Below are 19,745 nucleotides of genomic sequence, written 5' to 3' on the forward strand. Positions count from 1 at the left end.
AGATCTTCATGACCACCATGCTGCTGTATAAAGAAATCAAGGCGTTGAACCGCGATGAGCACAAGGGCCTCAAGCTGAAAGCCGCGCCGAATTGCGATTTTGCTGCCAATACCCACCTGGTGCCGATAGCCGGGCTGGAGTTCTTCCAGGCCGCGCGTCACTACCCGATCGTCTTCATCGGTGAAGGTGCTCAGGCCATGCCCATCGCCTTGCTCGGCCTCAAAGACGGCCACAACGGCTACATCGACGAGCAGCACGCTTGGCAGCCCAATACCTACATTCCCGCGTTCGTCCGCCGTTACCCGTTCGTGCTGGCACAGGACGATGCCAACAACTTTACCGTCTGCTTCGATGCCGCCTATCACGGTTGGAACGAAGAAGAAGGTCGTGAACTGTTCGATGCCGAAGGCAAGAACACTGAATTCCTCGATGAGATGATTCAGTTCCTGCAGAACTTCACTGCCGAGATGGAGCGCACCCGCCTGTTCGTCGCCAAACTCAACGAACTGGAGCTGCTTTCAGCGCGCACGCTCAAGCTGAACCACACCAGCGGCGAAAGCTTCGTGCTCAGCGATTTCCAGGCAGTGGACGAAGAGAAGTTCATGGCACTGGGCGACGAGCAGATTCTGGAACTGCACAAGTCCGGTGTGCTCGGGTGGGTCTACGCGCATCTGATGTCGCTGGGCAACACCAACCAGCTGTTCGACCACTACCTGGCGCGCAAGGCGCAGGATGGCGCCGACGCCTGAGTGGACCCGCGCCGGCTCAGCCCTTGCCCTTGGTTCGCGTCAGATGCGGGCCGGCGTTTTTTTCCAGGTACTGGATGATCAAACCGGCGACGTCCTTGCCAGTGGTTTCCTCGATACCGGCCAGGCCTGGCGAGGAGTTCACTTCCATCACCAACGGGCCGTGGTTGGAGCGCAGGATATCGACGCCGGCTACACTCAGGCCCATCACCTTGGCGGCACGGATCGCGGTCATGCGTTCTTCCGGGGTGATCTTGATCAGGCTGGCGGTGCCGCCGCGGTGCAGGTTGGAGCGGAATTCGCCGGGCTTGGCCTGACGCTTCATGGCGGCGATCACCTTGTCGCCGACGACGAAGCAGCGAATGTCCGCGCCGCCGGCTTCCTTGATGTATTCCTGAACCATGATGTCCTGCTTCAGGCCCATGAAGGCCTCGATGACCGACTCGGCAGCCGTGGCGGTTTCGCACATGACCACGCCGATGCCCTGGGTGCCCTCGAGCACCTTGATCACCAGCGGCGCACCGTTGACCATCTGGATCAGGTCGGCAATGTCGTCCGGCGAGTGGGCGAAGCCGGTTACCGGCAGGCCGATGCCGCGACGCGACAACAGCTGGAGCGAGCGCAGCTTGTCCCGTGAACGGGCAATCGCAACCGACTCGTTGAGCGGGAACACGCCCTGCATCTCGAACTGGCGCAGCACCGCGCAGCCATAAAAAGTGACCGAGGCGCCGATCCGCGGGATCACCGCATCGAAGCCTTCCAGTGGGCGGCCGCGGTAGTGAATCTGCGGCTTATGGCTGGCGATATTCATGTAGGCGCGCAGGGTGTCGATCACCACCACTTCATGGCCACGTTGCTGACCGGCCTCCACCAGGCGGCGGGTCGAGTACAAACGTGGATTGCGCGACAGCACGGCGATTTTCATTGGGCACCGGGAGAGGTAAGGGTTTGGGGTTTTTCCTGCACGTAGGTGCGTGCAGGGTCGACCAGCCATTTGCCGTCCATCAGGGCTTTTGACCCCAGCAGCAGGCGATAGCGCATGGTCTTGCGACAGGTAAGGGTGAATTCCACTGGCCACAGGTGGCTGCCCAGCGCCAGCAGCGTACGCACCACGTAGCGGGTCTGTACGTGGCCATTCGAACTCTTGATGATCTTGCGCGCCACCAGCGGCGCTTCGCAGCGATGCCGGCTCTGCACGAGCGTGCCCAGATGCGCGGTAAAACGAACCCAGCGCTTGCCGCCGCGCTCGAATTCGCTGATCTCGGTGGCATGCAGTGCGGAGGTGCTGGCACCGGTATCGATCTTTGCGCGCAGACCGACCACGCCGAGTTCGGGCAGGGCGATCCATTCGCGCAAACCGATGACTATTTGGGGGTCGGGACTATTCAAAAAACGTATCCAGTAGATTTCCGCGCATTCTAGACGGGGTACATGACAACCGCATCTACCTGTACGACCCTATGACAACGAGACGTTACGCAGAGTTGAACGATGAGCGAAAAAGATGACGGCAAAGTCCGCCTGGACAAGTGGTTGTGGGCCGCACGCTTCTATAAGACTCGCGCCCTGGCGAAGGCCGCCATCGAGGGTGGCAAGGTGCATTGTCGCGGCGAGCGCTGCAAACCGAGCAAGGAACCGAAGGTTGGCGAGGAGTTGGTCGTTCGCGCCGGCTTCGATGAGCGCACCGTGGTCATCCGCGCCCTTTCTGCGGTGCGAAAGGGCGCTCCGGAAGCGCAACTGTTATATGAGGAAACCGCTGACAGTCTGGCCCGGCGCGAAAACGCCGCCGCCATGCGCAAGGCCGGGACTCTCGGAGTGGAAACCGATGGCAGACCGAGCAAGAAACAGCGCCGCGCCTTGCAGCGCTTTCGCTCGGACGCCGAATGATTCCACCGGTTGGATGGTCGCCACTTTCGCCCTAGAATGCGGTCCCTTCTCTCAGGCGCCCATGCAGATTCCGAGATTCGATGAATCGCGGTATCCCAGCCAACGGCCCCGGCCTTCCACCTGCTCTGGTCATGCCCATGCTCGATTCCGATTACACCCAGCGTTTCCTTTTCGATAACACCGACGTGCGGGGCGAGTGGGTCGGGCTCGAGCGCAGCTATGCCGAAGTGCTGGCCAAACACGCCTACCCGGAGCCGGTCGCCCAGCTGCTCGGCGAACTGCTCGCCGCAGCGGCGCTGCTGGTCGGTACGCTGAAGTTCGACGGGCTGATGGTGTTGCAGGCGCGTTCAGCTGGCGCGGTGCCTCTGTTGATGGTGGAGTGCTCGAGCGACCGCGAAGTGCGCGGCATCGCCCGCTATCACGAAGAGCAACTGACCCCCGGTGCGACACTGGCCGAGCTGATGCCCGAAGGCGTGCTGGCGATGACCATCGATCCAGCCAAGGGCCAGCGTTATCAGGGCATCGTTGCGCTGGATGGCGCGACCCTGGCGGAAAGCCTGTCGAGCTATTTCGCATCGTCCGAGCAATTACCGACGCGCTTCTGGCTTGCCGCCGATGGCCGCCGTGCCTGCGGCATGCTGCTGCAGCAGCTACCGGCCGATCGCATCCGTGACGGTGAAGAACGCGAAGCCAGCTGGCAGCACTTGCGCACCCTTGCCGATACGCTGTCGACCGAAGAACTGCTCGGTCTCGATACCCAGACCGTGCTGCACCGGCTCTATCACGAAGAGCAGGTGCGCCTGTTCGAGCCGCGGCCGATCGTCTTCCGCTGCAGCTGCTCGCGCGAACGCTCGGCCAATGCGGTGATCAGCCTCGGTCAGCACGATGCCGAGCAGCTGCTCAACGAACAGGGCGGCGCAATCTCCATCGACTGCCAGTTCTGCAATCACAGCTACCGCTTCGATGCGGCCGATATCGCCCAGTTGTTCGCTGGTGCGGGAACCGAGGGCCCTTCCGGCACGCGGCATTAAAAGGCCGTGGGGCGTAGAACCTTTTCGCCATTACGCCCTCATACCCAGCGCAGCGTCATTTCTGTCATAATCGCGCGCACTTTTTTTCGATGTAGTTCACTGTCAGGTGGGCTACAACAGCATGGAGGATTCGGCCCAAGGCCGACGGAAACTCATGACGCAAGCTATTAACGCCGTGTACGTTGATATCAGCACCGCTCGATTGATCGAAGAAGCCATCAAGCGCGGTGAGGGTGAATTGGCCGCCAATGGCGCGCTCGTTGTCAGAACTGGTCATCGGACCGGTCGTTCGCCAGCCGATCGCTATATCGTCGAAGAGCCGAGCACCAAGGATTCCATCGCCTGGGGCCCGATCAACCGTCCGTTCCCTGCCGACAAGTTCGATGCCCTGTGGGATCGCGTCGAGGCCTTCAACAAGGCCCAGGAACACTTCGTTTCCCACGTCCATGTAGGCTCGTCCGAGGGCCACTACCTGGCGGTCAAGATGACCACCGCGACAGCCTGGCAGAACCTCTTCGGTCGCCAGCTATTCATCAACCCGGCGCAGTACAACCCAGCCGGCAAGGAAGAATGGCAGGTTCTCAACGTCGCCAACTTCGAATGCTCCCCTGAGCGTGACGGCACCAACTCCGATGGTTGCGTGATCATCAATTTCGCTGCCAAGAAGGTCCTCATCGCCGGTATGCGCTACGCCGGTGAAATGAAGAAGGCCATGTTCTCCGTACAAAACTATCTGCTGCCCGAAGCCGACGTGCTGCCGATGCACTGCGCTGCCAACATCGGCGAAGAAGGTGATGTCACCCTATTCTTCGGCCTGTCCGGCACTGGCAAGACCACCCTGTCCGCCGACGAATCGCGTTACCTGATCGGCGACGACGAACACGGCTGGGGCACCGGTGTGGTGTTCAACATCGAGGGGGGCTGCTACGCCAAGTGCATCGACCTGTCCGAGAAGAACGAGCCGGTGATCTGGAAAGCCATCCAGTTCGGCACCGTGCTGGAAAACGTCGTGCTCGATGACGAGCGCATCGCTGACTACACCGATGACAGCCTGACGCAGAACAGCCGCGCCGCCTACCCGCTGGAGTACGTCGAGAAGCGTTCCGAGAAGAACCTCGGCGGCGAGCCGAACGCGGTGATTTTCCTGACCTGCGACCTGACCGGCGTGCTGCCGCCCGTTTCGATCCTTAACGATGAACAGGCGGCCTACCACTTCCTCTCCGGCTACACCGCACTGGTCGGTTCCACCGAGATGGGTTCGGGCAGCGGCATCAAGTCGACGTTCTCCACCTGCTTCGGCGCGCCATTCTTCCCGCGTCCGGCCGGTGTTTACGCCGAGCTGCTGATCAAGCGCATTCAGGCGTTCGGTTCAAAGGTCTATCTGGTTAATACCGGCTGGACCGGTGGCGGTTACGGCGTTGGCAAGCGCTTCAATATCCCGACTACGCGGGCTGTGATCGCGGCGATCCAGAGCGGCGCGTTGATCGGTGCGCAAACCCAGCACCTGCCGATCATCAACCTGGACGTGCCGACGGCCGTCCCGGGTGTCGACACTCAGCTGCTCAACCCGCGCAATACCTGGGCTGACCAGAACGCCTACGACGAAGCGGCTAAAGAGCTGGCGAACAAGTTCATCGAGAACTTCAAGAAGTTCGATGTCTCCGACGCCATCAAGGCCGCAGGCCCGCAGCTTTAAGCCGTAAGCCGTTGCGTCAGAACTAGCCGCCCCCGGGCGGCTTTTTCGTGGCTGCTCACCAGAAGATGTGTGTTAGCCGTTCGTGTCCGTAGGGTGGGCCGGGCGGCGCTCCGCTTTAGCCCACCGCCTGCGACATCGGTGGGCTAAAGCCCACCCTACGGCATATACAGAACTATGCGTCTCAAGCCCACCTGTACCGTCCAAAGAATCAACGACTGCGATAGATATCATCAGCAAAGACGCATGGATTCGATCATTCCGTCGACATAGCATGGCAGCCACACTTTCAACCCGTGGAGCCGTTCATGCACATCGAAGAAGCTATCCAAACCCGTCGCGCCATCAAGGCCTACGACACCGACTTCCAGCTCAGCCGGGAAGAAAAGGACGAACTGCTGCAATTGACGCTGCTAGCCCCGTCGGCTTTTAACCTGCAGCATGTGCGCTTCGTCGAGGTCAGCGATCCGGCATTGCGCGCGCAGATTCGTGAGGTGGGTTGGAACCAGGCGCAGATGACCGATGCGTCAATGCTGGTGGTGGTTTGCGCGCAGCTGGACAGCTGGGAGAAGAATGTACGCCGCGTTTGGGAAGGCACGCCGCCGGAAGTGCAGGACTATATGGCTGGCGCCATCGATAACTACTACCGCGGCAGGCCGCAGGTACAGCGCGACGAAGCCATGCGCAGCTGCGGCTTGATGGCCCAAACACTGATGCTCGCCGCCCGTGGCAAGGGGCTGGATTCCTGCCCCATGGATGGCTTTGATTTCGACGCGGTCGGTAAGTTGATCAACCTGCCGGAAAACCATGTCATCGCCATGATGGTCGCGGTGGGCAAGCGGGCCGCCGAACCCAAGCCGCGTGTCGGTAAGCTGCCGTTCGATGAAGTGATCATCCGCGATCGGTTCTAAGCATGCAGCAAGGGGCGCTCGGTATGGCGCCCCTTCGTTGTCAATCAACCTTTCAGTTGACCAGAGCCCTGCAGCCCAGCAAGTCCGTCGGAGCGCCGGCTATCGAGACGGCCGATATCAGTTCTGGTTCTTGCAGGCATCGGACAAGGTCCGATACGAAAGCTTGCGTACCTCGCCGGCGGAATCGCGATAAGTCATGACCGCGTCGGTAACCTCGCAATAGGGTGTGGGTTCGATCTTGATCGACATCACAGACGCGATGTCGGTCTTGGTACCGTAGGTGTAGGTCTCGGGTTCGGCGCTGTTGGCATGGACGAGCGAGGCGGCGGATAGCAGAAGGGCAGTGGTAGCAAGGGTAACGCGCATGGTGGGGCATCCTGTGTTCTGATTCGTATGGCGTCCTGTTCACGAGCCGCATCACCTGATCCAGCTTCGCTTATGGTTTTTCTCAGGGCCCGGCGATCGTAAAAGTAGTGAGCTTGCTAACGATAATTGCGGTTTCCAATGATCGTGATTGAGCGAAATGTTGGCCGCCTCGCTTGCTGCAGACCTGCAAGTGCTCTTGCATCCCTTGGCCGAATTCTCCGAGCGATTATCGACGGCTGACCGCGCCCTGGCCGCCCGTTTGCTTTACCGTCTCCCTCCTTTTGCTACCCTCCGACTCCCAGTCAAAGGAGTGACTCAGCATGATCGAACAGACCCTCGCCCAGACGTTTGGCTACGACGGTTTCCGCTCTGGTCAGGAACAGGCCATTCGCGCCGTGGTGGCCGGTCGCTCGGCTGCAGCGATCTTCCCGACCGGCTCCGGCAAGTCCCTGTGTTATCAGCTGCCGGCGCTGTTGCTGCCGCATCTGACGCTGGTTGTATCGCCCTTGTTGGCGCTGATGCAGGATCAACTGGCGTTCTTGCATCGGCATGGCATCGCCGCTGGCAGCATCGATTCGGCGCAGAGCCGCGAGCAAGCCAGCGAGACCATGGCACGCGCCAAGTCGGGTGAATTGAAGATCCTGATGATCTCGGTGGAGCGTCTGAAGAACGAGCGCTTTCGCCACTTCATCAGTCAGGTGCCGATCTCGCTGTTGGTGGTGGACGAGGCGCACTGCATCTCCGAGTGGGGCCACAACTTCCGCCCGGACTACCTCAAGCTTCCCGATTATCAACGCCAGTTCAATATTCCTCAGGTACTGCTGCTGACCGCCACGGCTACGCCGCCGGTGATCGCCGACATGCAGGCCAAATTCGCCATTGCCACGGGCGATGTGGTGACTACCGGCTTCTATCGTCCCAACCTCAATTTGCTGGTCGAGCCGGTCAGCGGATTCAACAAGCAGCGCCGGCTGGTGGAGTGGCTGGCAGACAAGGCTGGCCAACCGACCATCGTCTACGTTACCCAACAGAAAACCGCCGAGCAGGTCTCCGAGCACCTGGCGCAGCGAGGCTTTCCGGCCAGCGCCTACCACGCCGGCATGGATCACGAGCTGCGCGAATCGATCCAGCGCCGCTTCATGGACGGCGAGCTGAACTGCATCGTCGCCACCATCGCCTTCGGCATGGGCATCGACAAGTCGGATATCCGCAACGTGGTGCATTACGACCTACCCAAGTCGGTGGAGAACTACAGCCAGGAAATCGGCCGTGCCGGGCGCGACGGCCAGCCGTCGGACTGCTTGGTGCTGGCCAATCGCGACAGCCTCAGCGTGCTGCAGAACTACGTTTACGGCGACACGCCGGAGCGCGAGGGCATCCGCTGCGTCCTCGACGAGCTGTTGCAGGCCGCCGCTCCGGATCAACGGGGTGGCGGCCAATGGGAGCTGATGCTCAATCAGCTGTCCGACCAGAGCAACATTCGCCAGCTGCCGCTGAAAACCCTGCTGGTTCAGCTGGAACTCAAGGGCATCATCGCCCCACGCTTCGCCTATTTCGCCGAATATCGCTTCAAGTACCTTCTCGAACCCGAGGCGCTGGTGGCGAAATTTGACGGCGAGCGTCGGCAGTTCGTCGAAGCCATCGTGCAGACCTCGGCCCCAGCGCGAACCTGGTGCACGCTGGACTTCGATGCGCTCTACCAGCAGCACGGCGCCGATCGGGCGCGGGTGGTCAAAGCGCTGGAGTATTTTCAAGAAAAGTGTTGGATCGAGCTGGAAAGCAAACAGATGACCGAGGTCTACGCGCTGCTGGACCCAAGCTTCGATCCTGATTCGCTCAGCGCTGAACTGCACGCCTATTTCAAACAGCACGAAACCAGTGAAATCATCCGTATCGACAACATGCTGGCGCTGTTCGGGTCGCGTGAATGCCTCAGCCAGCGCCTGGCTGCGTATTTCGGTGACCGCCAGGCGCCGCAGCAGTGTGGTCACTGTTCGGTATGCCGGGGACACGTTGCGCAGTTGCCCGAGCCGCCAGCGCTACCCCGATTGGAGGAAATCGACGTCGCCGCCCGCTGTGCCGACTTCAGTCAGCGCTATCAGCAGCTGAAGAGCTCCGCGCCCAGTGTCGAATGCCTGACACGTTTTCTCTGTGGCATCAGCGCGCCGGTATTCACCAAGCTCAAGGCGCGCGGCATCCCAGGGTTCGCTTCGCTGGAAGCCTACCCGTATGCAGAGGTGCGTGAGCGGGTGAGGCGCACGTAGCGCGAGTGGGTCCGTTGGCAGCCGGGCAGTCTCGCCGCTTTTCGTAAGACAAGGGTCTGCCGATAGCCCAAGGGCTTCGGCAGTCATTGTGCATATTTCGACCAATGACCTCATGCGCAAGGGCAGAGCTGCCGATAGCAGGACAATCCGTCTATGGGGCGCCGCCATGTCTCGCTTTTTCACCAATCTGGGCTTTCGCTGGAAAATTACCTTGCCGGTCGGCTTCCTGGCCCTGCTACTCGTGTTGATGGGTTGGTCCGGCATGCGCGGCATCGACCAGACAGCAGAGTCGAGCAGTCTGCTGACCAAGCGTTATTTACCGGCCATCAGCCTGCTGCTGAACGCCGACCGCGACTTGTACCAGGCGTTTGTCGCCGAGCGCAGCATGCTCGACAGCGATGCCGAAGAGCATGTTCAAGCGCTGCGGGAGAGCCATGCGGAAAACCTCCAGCAAGCCCGTGACCGCGTGCAGCAATACGCTGCGATGCAGCCGGGAGCCGAAGCCTTAGCGCTGGTCGAACAGTTCAATCGTGGCTTCGAACAGTGGTCGGCGATCTCACAACGGGTCATTGAGCAGATCGCCGTAGACCCGCAGGCGGCCAGCGCGCTGAGTTTCGGTGACAGCGAAGCGCGTTTCGATGCCATGCGTGATGCTATCGACAAGCTCGGCGAACTCGAAGACCAGGCCTCACAGCGTGAGGGCGAGGCGGCAATTGCCGAGGGCGCGACCGCTGAGTCGCTGCAGGCTGGCCTTCTGCTGTTCGGCCTGCTCGGTTGTGTGCTGCTGGTGCTTGTATTGCCGCTGGTGGTGCTAAGGCCGATGCGCCGACTGCTCGATCGCGTCCAGCAGATCGCCGAAGGCGATGGCGACCTGCGAGCCCGGCTGGATGTGCGCTCGAACGACGAGCTTGGCCGGCTCGGCAATGCATTCAATCGATTCCTCGACAAGCTGCAGCCGCTGATCGCCGAAGTAGGGCGGGTGACCGGAGAGGTCGATGCTGCCGCACGCGGCATGGCCGGAATGGCCGCCATCAACGATCGGCTGATCATCAGCGAACATGCGGCGGTCGATCAGGTCAGCACGGCGGCCACCGAAATGAGCGCCGCCGTACATGAAGTCGCGCTCAATGCGCAGAACGCTTCGAACGCTGCGCGCGATGCCGAAAACCAGTCACGCCAGGGTGCAGCGGTGGTCAGCGGCACTATCCAGTCGATCCGCCAGCTCGCTCAGGAGGTGGAAAGTACCTCGCAGACCATCGAGGCGCTGGCCGAAGAAACCGCCAACATCGGCGCCGTGCTCGAGGTGATTCGCGGTATCGCCGAACAGACCAACCTGCTTGCGCTCAACGCTGCCATCGAGGCTGCTCGGGCCGGTGAGCAGGGTCGCGGCTTCGCCGTGGTGGCCGATGAAGTACGGGCACTGGCGGCACGCACCCAGGATTCGACCAAGGATATTCAGGTACGCATCGAGCGTTTGCAGGGCGGTGTCGCCAAGGCTGTGCAGGCGATGCATGCCGGCAGCGGCAAGGCTCGCGACAGTGTCGAGCGCGCCGCGGATGTCGATCAGGTGCTGGCCGAAACGTCGCAATCGGTTCAGCGCATCAATGACATGGCGGCGCAGATCGCTACGGCCTGCGAGGAGCAGAGCAGCGTCACCGAGGAGATCGCGCGCAACATCACCGACATCCGTGATCTGTCCAACGACGCGGCGGCGAACTCGGCCAAAAGCATGCAGGCCAGTCAGCAGCTCTCCACGCTATCCCAGAGCCTGGCGGAGCTGGTCGGGCGGTTTCGCGTCTGAGTTGGTGCTACAAGAAAGCAGGCGTTGAAGCGCTCGGCTAAAGCGTGGCGCTCGATTCGGCATCCAGCTCGCTGCGCAGCAGCTTGCCCAGGCCGGTATCGCCGGGCAGCAGCAATAGGCTGAGAACGAACACCAACAGCAGACCCAGCGCATAGGCAAGGTTGATCAGCCGGTGCCGCCGCGCCTTGAATCGCCGAGCTGACTGCTCAGGTCTATCAGACGAGGCGGTCGAGGGTTGGCCGGTCGGCTTGGTCGGGTGACTGGACATGGGTGTCTCGATTGTTGCGAACCTGCGCAGGCACCAACGGGTGCGGCGCAAGGATCAACGGCCATCAGGCGCGGCGAAGTAGAACCGAATTGGAGGCATATTGCCATTATCGGAGAAATCGATCCTCTGAAATTTTCGGCTGTGTTCGGTAAAAGCTGACGCAGGTGACCCGCTGTCGAAACAAACTGAAAAGCTCCTGTACGTCGGATGGCCGATGTGTCCGACGGAGTCGACCATACTCAGGCGTCGACGCCGCCGACTGGCCAACACTGACCGACCTGGAGAATTCGCCCATGCAGACGCGCCGCCAGCTCCTCCACCGTTCCGCCGTACTGGCGGCTATCGCCGCTCTCGGACCGTTGCTGCCGTCTCTGGCGCAGGCCGCCGAACCGCTACGGATGCGCACGATTCCGGCCTCCGGCGAAATGTTGCCGGTGATCGGGCTCGGCACTTCGCGTACGCATGACATCAGCCTCGACGATGTCGAAATGGAAGCGTTGCTCGACGTGCTGCGGGTATTCGTCGAAGGTGGCGCCAAGGTCATCGACACCGCGCCGAGCTACGGCAATGCGGATCGCGTGGTAGGCGAACTGGTCCAGCGACTCGATGCACGAGATCAGGTATTCCTCGCCACCAAGGTTTCTTCCACCGGCCGTGAACGCGGTATGGCGCAAATCGAGGCCAGCTTCAAAGCACTACAGACCGACACCATCGACCTGATCCAGGTGCACAACCTGCAGGACACCAGCACCCAGCTCGGTCTGCTGCGCGAGCTGAAGGAGCAGGGGCGCGTGCGCTATATCGGCGTGACCCACTACGTCGAGTCGGCCCATGATCGGCTGCTCGATGTGCTCAAGCAGGAGAAGGTCGACTTCGTTCAGTTCAACTATTCGGTCGGCGAGCGCAATGCCGAGAAGCGGCTGCTGCCGTATTGCGCCGACAACGGCATCGCCACGCTGATCAACCGGCCATTCACTCGAGGCAATCTGTTGTCGCGGGTCAAGGGCAAGCCGCTGCCGGCCTGGGCGGCGGAGATAGACGCAAGCTCCTGGGCGCAGCTGCTGCTGAAGTTCATCCTGGCCGAGCCGGCCGTCACTACGGTCATTCCCGCCACCTCTAACCCGCGCTACATGGCCGACAACATTCTCGCCGGGCAGGGTCGCCTGCCGGACGAGCGCCAGCGGCAACTGATCGTCGAAGCCTTCCGCTAAGCGCCACGCCGCCGCAGTCTTCGCCGCTGGAGGCTATATGTCCGTCCCGCTCGACGCACGCGCTGCCGCACTGATCAATGCCCGCCCCGGCGAGCTACGCGCCGCGCTGGCGGGGTTCGGGCTGTTCTTCTGCCTATTCTCCGGCTACTTCATGCTGCGGCCGATCCGCGAGTCGATGGGTATTCAGGGCGGCGTCGACAACCTGCAGTGGCTGTTCACAGCGACCTTCCTCGCCATGCTGGTTGCGGTGCCGCTGTTCGCCTGGCTCAACTCGCGAGTGGCGCGCATTCATTACATCGACTGGGTGTACGGGTTTTTCTGCATCAACCTGCTGCTGTTTGCCGGACTGTTCTTCCTGTTGCGGGACAGCATCTGGCTGGCACGAGTGTTCTATGTATGGATCTCGGTCTATAACCTGTTCGTGGTTTCGGTGGCCTGGAGCCTGATGGCCGACGTATTCGACGCGCCTCAGGCCCGTCGCCTGTTCGCCTTTATCGCCGCCGGCGCCAGCGTCGGCGGCTTGGTAGGGCCGGCGCTGAGTGCGTTGCTGGTGGGAATGCTAGGGCAGTTCGGCCTGATGTTACTGGCAGCGCTGTTGTTGGCCGCCGCCGTGGCGCTCAAGCATCAACTGATGGCCTGGCGGGAAGTACATGGCGCCGGTCGACCCGGCGCCGAACGGGCAGAAAACCCGCGTCGCCCGGTTGTCGGCAATCCGTTCAGCGGGCTCACGCGGGTACTCGGGTCGACCTATCTGCTGGGCATCGCCGCGTTCGTACTGCTGCTGACTACGGCCAGCACCTTTCTCTATTTCGAGCAGGCGCGGCTGGTGGCCGAACTCTTTCCGGATCGCGCCGAACAGGTACGGGTGTTCGGTGCGATCGACTTCGTGGTGCAGGCTGGCGCGCTGCTGTCACAGTTATTCATCACCGGGCGCATCGCCCAACGCCTCGGCGTGCGCATGCTGCTGGCCGCCGTGCCGGTATCGGTCTGTCTGGGCTTCATCGGCCTGGCGCTGGCGCCGACTTTCGCCGTGCTGGCCGCTGTGATGATCGTGCGGCGCATCGGCGAGTACGCCTTCGTCCGGCCCGGCCGCGAAATGCTCTTCGCCCCGCTGGATGCCGAGAGCAAGTACAAGGCGAAGAACTTCATCGACACCGTGGTCTATCGCGGCGGCGACGCCTTGAGCGGCTGGGCCAAGAGTCTGTTGGATACCCTCGGCCACGGCGCGGTGCTGATCGCCATAGTGGGCGCGGCCTGCGCTGCGGTATGGGGCGTGTTGGGCTGGTATCTGGGCGGTCGTGCAGACCGTGGCAAGGCCGAGCAGGTAAATGCAGGCGATTAGCGTTGAACCGGCCTTTTCAGAGGGGGATGGGGGTGAAGAAAAATGGTGCAACCCGCATACCTTCCAGCCTCATTCGCAGCCTAGCTTCTGCCAGCATTCATTGCTGCCTGAACCGCCATGCAGACAAATCAGCCAGACGAAGCCGCTGAACCTCGGCGCCGCAGATCCCTCGAACCTAACAGGTACGTCATCAATCAGGAGTAGTCGTATGTATGTTCAAGTTAACAGCCAACACGTTCGCGGCAGTGTCGAAATGCATGAATGGGTGGGTTCGACCGTAGAGGAGCGGCTGGAGCGTTTCGACGACTTTCTCACTCGAATCGAAGTCCACGTCAGCGATGAGAACGCGCAAAAAGCCGGCGCCGACGACAAGCGTTGCCAGATCGAAGCGCGGCCCAAAGGCCATCAGGCCGTATCCGTCACGCACAAGGCCGAGTCGCTGCAACTGGCCGTCGACGGTGCGTCGGAAAAGATGCGCCATGCGCTGGAACACCTGATGGGCAAGCTGGACAGCAAGGTTCTTTCCAGCGGCGAACTCAACGACCCGCTACGCGCCGAGCAGCCGCAAGCGGTCAAGGACGCCATGCTCGAAGAAGACTTCCTGGAAAAGCAGGACGCACTCGGCAAGGAATAAACCCGGCGATTCCGCTCGGCAAGACGGGCGGATGCGTCCCCAATTTCATCATGACCCACTCGCGCCAAGCGAAATGGCGGCCGACCGCGATCGTGCTAGCCGTCCGGAACCGCCAGCTCCGGCACGTTTCGAAGGTTCATCTTTTTCCAGCTGGTCCCGCCAATGCAGATAATCCTGGTGCGTCATGGTCGGCCTGGGCACTCGGCCGCTCGCTGGAGCACGCCTGCCGGCATGAAGAGTTGGGTGGAGCGCTACAACTCGGCTAGCGTCGTCGCCACGGAGCGACCTGAAGCGCTAAGGCAGCTGGCCGGCTCGGTCGGTGTAGTGCTGTGCAGCTCGCTAATGCGTTGCGTGGAGTCGCGCGCCTACCTGAGTTGCGAATGCGGCCATGAACCCGAGCCCCTGTTCGCCGAGGCGCACCTGCCGTACCCCGACTGGGCTTACCCGCTGATGCCCTCGCGTTTCTGGCGCATCACCTTTCGCACCGCCTGGTTCCTCGGCTTCGCCAGTCACACCGAGCCGGTCAGCGAATCGAAAAAGCGTGCCAGCGCCGCCGCCGATAAGCTCATCGAGCTGGCCGAGACCCACGGGAGCGTGTTGCTCATGGGCCACAAAATCATGAATGCGCTGATTGCCACGCAGCTGCGTCGACGCGGCTGGCGCGGGCCTGCGTTGCCGCTGCTGTCCGGCTATTGGCACCCCAGCCGCTATTCGAAGCCGTCCTGATCCCACCGAGCATCTAGTCCGCTACGAGCTGCTCGACACGAAGCCGCGGTCAAGGATGCGGACAAACGAGTTAGGGCGATCCTGACCGGACGCCACACGGAGGCGGAAACGAACTGCTGGTGATTGGGCCAAAGGGCTAATCCCGGCCGTGGCCAGACGGCTGCGGCTGCTGAACCAGCGGCAAGTGCCGTTTGCAGAGAACGGTGATGTTTGTGTTGGTCTGTTCGCAAATGATCATCGGCGCAAATGTGCTAATCCGCTCTGACCAGGGGCTTGCCGCCTTTCATATAGCCGGCTCAGCGGCGTTTCCCCGGTGCGCTCCTGAATGCGCCGATGGGCTGCGACTGGTGTAATGAGAAGCGGCTATAGCGAAAGGCTTACAAAACGTCGCGCCGTTCGCCGCTTTAGCTCCCTGCCGCGGATGATTAATCTACACCCACTCTGAAGCGCAGGACGCGCTCAGGATCAGGAAGATCGACCATCGCCAGGACGGCACTCGAAAGGATTCGGTAAGGTCAGAAAAAAACCCGCTTCGGCGGGTTTTTTGCTTTCTGATGAAAAAGCGGCGGTCGGATTAGGCAGTTTTTTCTGCAACAAGCGCCTAGCGTATAGAGCGATCCGTAGACCGTAAGGTGGAAACGCGAAGCGTGGCACCAGACGTCTCTTGCTGCTATGAAAGGCGATTAAGCGTCAATGGCGAGCAACTGCCACAATCTGCTCTATCAACCAATGCAGCGCCGCATCCCGCTCCCGCTGGGCGACGCTGACGATATCCAGCCGGAAGCTGCCGAGATCGAAGGGCAGATCGAACAGTTGCAACGGCAGCAGTTCCGTGAAATAGCGCGCCAGCTCTGTTGGCAGCACGGCGGCCAGGTCGCTGTGGGCGACGATGTGTGCGGCCTGTAGGTAGTTCGGCGTGGTGTAGACAACGTCGCGGCTGAGGCCTTGTTGCTCCAGCCATTGATCGACCATCCCGCGCGTCTGCCCACCGTGGACCCAGAGGTGGCGAAGGCGCAGGAAACCTGGAAGGTCCAGCGTCTCGCCAATCATCGGATGGCCTTTGCGCACTGCGACCTGCAAGGTTTCGCTGGCCCAGCTACGGGTATGGAAGCGCGTCGGCACGTCGACGAAACGGCCTAGTACCAAGTCCAGCCTGCCGTCATCCAGCGCCTCGGCGGGCAGGCTTGGGGTCAGGTGTTGAATGGCGAGCTGGATGCCCGGTGCCACGCGCGCAAGATGCGCCATCAGCGCAGGCATGCAGATTAGCTCGACGTAGTCGGTCACGGCGATTACGAAGCGCTGGCGGCTGGTGGCGGGATCGAAGAAGTCACCGGCGTTGAGCGTATGTTCGATTTGCTGCAACGCGTCGCGGATCGGCGCCTCGAGGTTCAGCGCACGCGGGGTCGGCTGCATGGCGCGTCCGACGCGCACCAGTAGCGGGTCGTCGAGCAGTTCCCGCAGCCGATTCAGCGCATTGCTGACGGCCGGCTGGCTGAGTGAAAGCCGCTCGGCGGCGCGGGAGACGTTGCGTTCGCGCAGCAGGGCGTCCAGCACGCGAAGCAGGTTGAGGTCGAAGCTGTAGATATTCATCTAATGAATCTGAATCATCACAAGACTAAATTTCAAAAATAGTACCTTCTTCATCTAAGGTAGGTCTTCTGATTTTTCTGCTTGCGACGAGGACTGCTGCAATGAGCCAAACCCGCTTCGATATCCAGCGCGCCGCCGTCATCGGTGCCGGCACCATGGGCCGTGGCATCGTCATGAGCCTGGCCAACGCCGGCGTACAGGTGCTGTGGCTGGACAACAACCCCGAGATGCTGGAACAGGCGCTGGGCGTGGTGGCCGACACCTACGCGCACAACGTCCGTCAGGGCCGGATCGACGAGGCGCAGGCCCAGGCGCGCCGCGCCTGCATCGGCAAGGTGGTCGATTACCAGGCGCTGAAGGACGTCGATCTGGTGATCGAGGCGGTCTACGAGAACCTCGAGCTGAAGCAGAACATCTTCCGCGAGCTGGACGGCATCGTTAAGCCAGCCGGCATTCTCGCCAGCAACACCTCGGCGCTGGATATCGACGCCATCGCTGCCGTCACCGGGCGCCCCGAGCAGGTCGTGGGCCTGCACTTCTTCAGCCCGGCGCACATCATGAAGCTGCTGGAAATCGTCCGCGGTGCGAAGACCTCGAAAGCGGTGCTGGACGCCTCCACCGAACTCGGCAAGCGCATGGGTAAGGTCAGCGTGGTCGCCGGCAACTGCCAGGGTTTCATCGGCAACCGCATGCTTGCCACCTACGTACGCGAGGCGCGCATGATGCTGCTCGAAGGTGCCTACCCACATCAGGTGGACGCGGCGCTGCAAGGCTTCGGCTTCGCCATGGGGCCGTTCCGCATGTACGACGTGGTCGGCATCGACCTGGAATGGCGCGCCCGCGAGCTGGCCGGCAAGGGCCAGGACGAGCCTGAGGTGCAGATCGACAACCGCCTCTGCGAGCTGGGCCGCTTCGGGCAGAAATCGCGCATGGGCTATTACCGCTACGCCGAGGGCAGCCGTCAGGCTGAACACGACCCCGAAGTAGATGCGCTGGTGCAGCGCGAGTCCGAGCGGCTGGGCTATCGGCGCCGCGACATCGGTACGGAGGAAATTCTCGAGCGCTGCTTGCTGGCGCTGGTCAACGAAGGCGCGAAGATTCTCCAGGAAGGCATGGCCGAATCCAGCACCGACATCGATACCGTCTATCTCAACGGCTACGGCTTCCCGGCCGAAGTCGGCGGGCCGATGACCTGGGCGGACCGCCAAGGCCTGCCAGCGATTCGCGATCGCTTGAATGCGCTGGCCGAGCGCCACGGCCCGCACTGGAAGCCGGCCGAACTGATCGACAGCCTGGCCACGCTCGGCGGTCGCTTCGTCGACTACAAGAAGGAGGCCTGAGCATGGAGTACAAGGCCCCGCTGCGTGACATGCGCTTCGTGCTGCACGAACTGTTCGATGCCACGGCCCACTGCGAGCTGCTTGGCAACGGTCTGGATCACGAATTGATCGACGGCGTGCTGGAAGAGGCTGCGCGCTACACCGGCGGCGAGATCGCCCCGCTCAATCGCAACAGCGATGAAGAGGGCGTCACCCTGCAGGACGGCGAGGTAAAAACGCCCCAAGGTTTCGTCGAGGCCTACAAGCAGTACGTCCACAACGGCTGGGCGAGCATGACCGGGCCGAGCGAATACGGCGGCCAGGGCTTTCCGCAACTGGTGGCCTGCAACTTCCACGAGATGCTGATGGCGGCGTCGCTGTCGTTTCGCATCTATTCCGGCCTCACCGAAGGCGCGGTGCTGGCGCTGTACAAGCACGGCAGCGATGAGCTGAAGAATGCCTATCTGGAGAAGCTGGTCAGCGGCAGCTGGAGCGGCACCATGTGCCTGACCGAGCCGCAGGCCGGTACCGACCTGGCATTGTTGCGCACCAAGGCCGAGCCTCAAGCGGATGGCAGCTACCGGGTCAGCGGCAGCAAGATCTTCATCTCCGGTGGCGAGCACGACATGAGCGAGAACATCGTGCATTTGGTGCTGGCGCGCCTGCCGGATGCGCCGACCGGGGTGAAGGGCATCAGCCTGCTGTTGGTACCGAAGTTCATCGCCAAGGCCGACGGCACGCCGGGCGCGCGCAACGCGCTGAGCTGTGGCGCCATCGAGCACAAGATGGGCATCAAGGGCGCGGCCACTTGCGTGATGAACTTCGACGGCGCCACCGGTTGGGTCGTCGGCGAGCCCAATCAAGGCCTAGCCTGCATGTTCACCATGATGAACGACGCGCGCTTCCAGGTCGGTTTGCAGGGCCTCGGCATCGCCGAGCAGGCGTATCAGGGATCGCTCACCTATGCTCGTGAACGTCTGCAGTCGCGCGGGCTGACTGGCATACAGCACCCAGACAAGGTTGCCGACCCGATCATCGTCCACCCGGACGTGCGGCGCATGCTGCTGACGCAGAAGACCCTGGTGGAAGGCAGTCGCATGCTGGCGGCCTATTGCGCGCGACAGCTGGATCTCGAACACGGTCACCCCGATACCGCTGCACGCAAGGCGGCGGGCAAGCGCGCCGCGCTGCTGATTCCTATCGTCAAAGCCTTCTTTACCGACATGGGCCAGGAGGTCGCCAGCCTCGGTGTGCAGATCTACGGCGGCCACGGCTATATCCGCGAGTGGGGCATGGAGCAGCTGATGCGCGACAGCCGCATCACCCAGCTCTACGAGGGCACCAACGGCATCCAGGCGCTGGATTACATCCGCCGCAAGCTGCTCGGTGACGGTGGCGCGGAGCTGTCGGCGTTGCAGGCGGAGTTCAGCGAAATCTGCGACCAGCAACTCGACCGGCCGGCGTTGCAGGAAATGGCGCGCAAGGTTCAGGCGCGCATCGGCGAGTGGCGAGAACTGACCGCCGAGATTCTCGCCGCTACCGAGCGCGACCCTCAGGAAATCGGCGCGGTGTCGGTGGATTTCTTACAGTATTCCGCCTATGTGTTGTTAGCCGGGCTCTGGCTGCAGGCGGCCGCTCGGGCGCAGGATGCGCTGGAGCAAGGCGCCGGTGAGGAGGCGTTCTACCAGGCCAAGCTGGCCAGCGCGGACTTCTATCTGCGTCGCGTATTGCCGCGTGCCAGCGCGCACCGGGAAGCGATTCTCGGTGGCGCTGGGTGTTTGATGGCGTTGCCGGAGAGCGATTTCGCGTTTTGAGTGGGGCGAGTTGGTGATCGAGCGGGCGCCGCTGCCCCTCACCCCAGCCCTCTCCCCGGAGAGGGGGCTGGGACAGAGTGGGGTTGAGTTTCGGCGCTCGGGCGAATGCACGGAAATACCCCCTCTCCCTTAGGGGAGAGGG

At 62.1% G+C, this 19,745-nt stretch carries 18 protein-coding genes; 13 read left to right on the forward strand and 5 right to left on the reverse strand.

The window, feature by feature from the left end; all coding sequences use genetic code 11:
* Window positions 1-8: 8 nt before the first annotated feature.
* Complete coding sequence (locus tag D7241_RS12185) at window positions 9-749, forward strand: SapC family protein (RefSeq protein ID WP_408101745.1); 741 nt, start codon at window positions 9-11, stop codon at window positions 747-749.
* A 16-nt stretch (window positions 750-765) separates the two neighbouring features.
* Here the strand turns inward: D7241_RS12185 and rimK are convergent, their stop codons facing one another.
* Window positions 766-1,671, reverse strand: coding sequence for a 30S ribosomal protein S6--L-glutamate ligase (rimK, locus tag D7241_RS12190; RefSeq protein WP_019340871.1), 906 nt, complete (start codon window positions 1,669-1,671; stop codon window positions 766-768).
* Entirely contained in the window at window positions 1,668-2,135 is a 468-nt protein-coding gene (locus D7241_RS12195; RefSeq protein ID WP_255983691.1) for an ATP-dependent zinc protease, read from the reverse strand. Before D7241_RS12195 ends, rimK begins: the two co-directional genes overlap by 4 nt.
* Window positions 2,136-2,237: 102 nt before the next feature.
* On the opposite strand from D7241_RS12195, the gene D7241_RS12200 reads away from it, so the two are divergent.
* The 4 genes from D7241_RS12200 (at window position 2,238) to D7241_RS12215 (ending at window position 6,268) form a co-directional block, all read left to right on the forward strand.
* On the forward strand, window positions 2,238-2,633 hold the full coding sequence (locus D7241_RS12200) for an RNA-binding S4 domain-containing protein (protein ID WP_408101746.1): 396 nt from the start codon (window positions 2,238-2,240) through the stop codon (window positions 2,631-2,633).
* 137 nt (window positions 2,634-2,770) lie between these two features.
* On the forward strand, window positions 2,771-3,664 hold the full coding sequence (gene hslO, locus D7241_RS12205) for an Hsp33 family molecular chaperone HslO (RefSeq protein WP_408102326.1): 894 nt from the start codon (window positions 2,771-2,773) through the stop codon (window positions 3,662-3,664).
* A gap of 154 nt (window positions 3,665-3,818) precedes the next feature.
* Entirely contained in the window at window positions 3,819-5,360 is a 1,542-nt protein-coding gene (locus D7241_RS12210; RefSeq protein ID WP_408101747.1) for a phosphoenolpyruvate carboxykinase, read from the forward strand.
* Window positions 5,361-5,665: 305 nt separating this feature from the next.
* Window positions 5,666-6,268, forward strand: a complete 603-nt coding sequence (locus D7241_RS12215; RefSeq protein ID WP_408101748.1) for a nitroreductase family protein — start codon at window positions 5,666-5,668, stop codon at window positions 6,266-6,268.
* A 117-nt stretch (window positions 6,269-6,385) separates the two neighbouring features.
* Here D7241_RS12215 and D7241_RS12220 read toward each other — a convergent pair whose 3' ends face one another.
* Window positions 6,386-6,634 carry a DUF2790 domain-containing protein gene (locus tag D7241_RS12220; RefSeq protein WP_255983686.1) on the reverse strand — a complete coding sequence of 83 codons (249 nt, stop codon included), beginning with the start codon at window positions 6,632-6,634 and terminating at the stop codon, window positions 6,386-6,388.
* Between the two features lie 320 nt (window positions 6,635-6,954).
* Between D7241_RS12220 and D7241_RS12225 the strand changes: the two genes are divergently transcribed.
* Together D7241_RS12225 and D7241_RS12230 are read left to right on the forward strand one after the other, a co-directional pair.
* Window positions 6,955-8,898 (forward strand): ATP-dependent DNA helicase RecQ, encoded by a 1,944-nt coding sequence (locus tag D7241_RS12225; protein ID WP_408101749.1) that lies wholly within the window; start codon window positions 6,955-6,957, stop codon window positions 8,896-8,898.
* Window positions 8,899-9,064: 166 nt separating this feature from the next.
* Complete coding sequence (locus D7241_RS12230; protein ID WP_408101750.1) at window positions 9,065-10,699, forward strand: methyl-accepting chemotaxis protein; 1,635 nt, start codon at window positions 9,065-9,067, stop codon at window positions 10,697-10,699.
* A gap of 37 nt (window positions 10,700-10,736) precedes the next feature.
* On the opposite strand, the gene D7241_RS12235 is transcribed toward D7241_RS12230, so the two are convergent.
* Window positions 10,737-10,967 (reverse strand): hypothetical protein, encoded by a 231-nt coding sequence (locus tag D7241_RS12235; RefSeq protein WP_408101751.1) that lies wholly within the window; start codon window positions 10,965-10,967, stop codon window positions 10,737-10,739.
* 293 nt (window positions 10,968-11,260) lie between these two features.
* Here D7241_RS12235 and D7241_RS12240 point away from each other — a divergent pair, with 293 nt between their 5' ends.
* The 4 genes from D7241_RS12240 (at window position 11,261) to D7241_RS12255 (ending at window position 14,880) form a co-directional block, all read left to right on the forward strand.
* On the forward strand, window positions 11,261-12,178 hold the full coding sequence (locus D7241_RS12240; RefSeq protein WP_408101752.1) for an aldo/keto reductase: 918 nt from the start codon (window positions 11,261-11,263) through the stop codon (window positions 12,176-12,178).
* Window positions 12,179-12,215: 37 nt separating this feature from the next.
* Complete coding sequence (locus D7241_RS12245; RefSeq protein ID WP_408101753.1) at window positions 12,216-13,520, forward strand: NTP/NDP exchange transporter; 1,305 nt, start codon at window positions 12,216-12,218, stop codon at window positions 13,518-13,520.
* Between the two features lie 208 nt (window positions 13,521-13,728).
* Window positions 13,729-14,154: an HPF/RaiA family ribosome-associated protein gene (locus D7241_RS12250; protein WP_408101754.1), complete on the forward strand. Its 426-nt coding sequence runs from the start codon at window positions 13,729-13,731 to the stop codon at window positions 14,152-14,154.
* 162 nt (window positions 14,155-14,316) lie between these two features.
* Window positions 14,317-14,880 carry a fructose-2,6-bisphosphatase gene (locus D7241_RS12255; protein ID WP_408101755.1) on the forward strand — a complete coding sequence of 188 codons (564 nt, stop codon included), beginning with the start codon at window positions 14,317-14,319 and terminating at the stop codon, window positions 14,878-14,880.
* Window positions 14,881-15,570: 690 nt separating this feature from the next.
* On the opposite strand, the gene D7241_RS12260 is transcribed toward D7241_RS12255, so the two are convergent.
* Window positions 15,571-16,470, reverse strand: coding sequence for a LysR family transcriptional regulator (locus tag D7241_RS12260; RefSeq protein WP_408101756.1), 900 nt, complete (start codon window positions 16,468-16,470; stop codon window positions 15,571-15,573).
* Window positions 16,471-16,571: 101 nt separating this feature from the next.
* Between D7241_RS12260 and D7241_RS12265 the strand changes: the two genes are divergently transcribed.
* The gene (locus D7241_RS12265; RefSeq protein WP_408101757.1) at window positions 16,572-17,810 is read left to right on the forward strand and encodes a 3-hydroxyacyl-CoA dehydrogenase NAD-binding domain-containing protein; all 1,239 of its coding nucleotides are present in this window, start codon (window positions 16,572-16,574) and stop codon (window positions 17,808-17,810) included.
* Between the two features lie 2 nt (window positions 17,811-17,812).
* On the forward strand, window positions 17,813-19,603 hold the full coding sequence (locus tag D7241_RS12270; RefSeq protein ID WP_408101758.1) for an acyl-CoA dehydrogenase C-terminal domain-containing protein: 1,791 nt from the start codon (window positions 17,813-17,815) through the stop codon (window positions 19,601-19,603).
* The last annotated feature ends 142 nt before the right edge of the window (window positions 19,604-19,745 follow it).

The sequence above is a fragment of the Stutzerimonas sp. VN223-3 genome (assembly GCF_045999685.1).
Lineage (GTDB): Bacteria > Pseudomonadota > Gammaproteobacteria > Pseudomonadales > Pseudomonadaceae > Stutzerimonas > Stutzerimonas stutzeri_AR.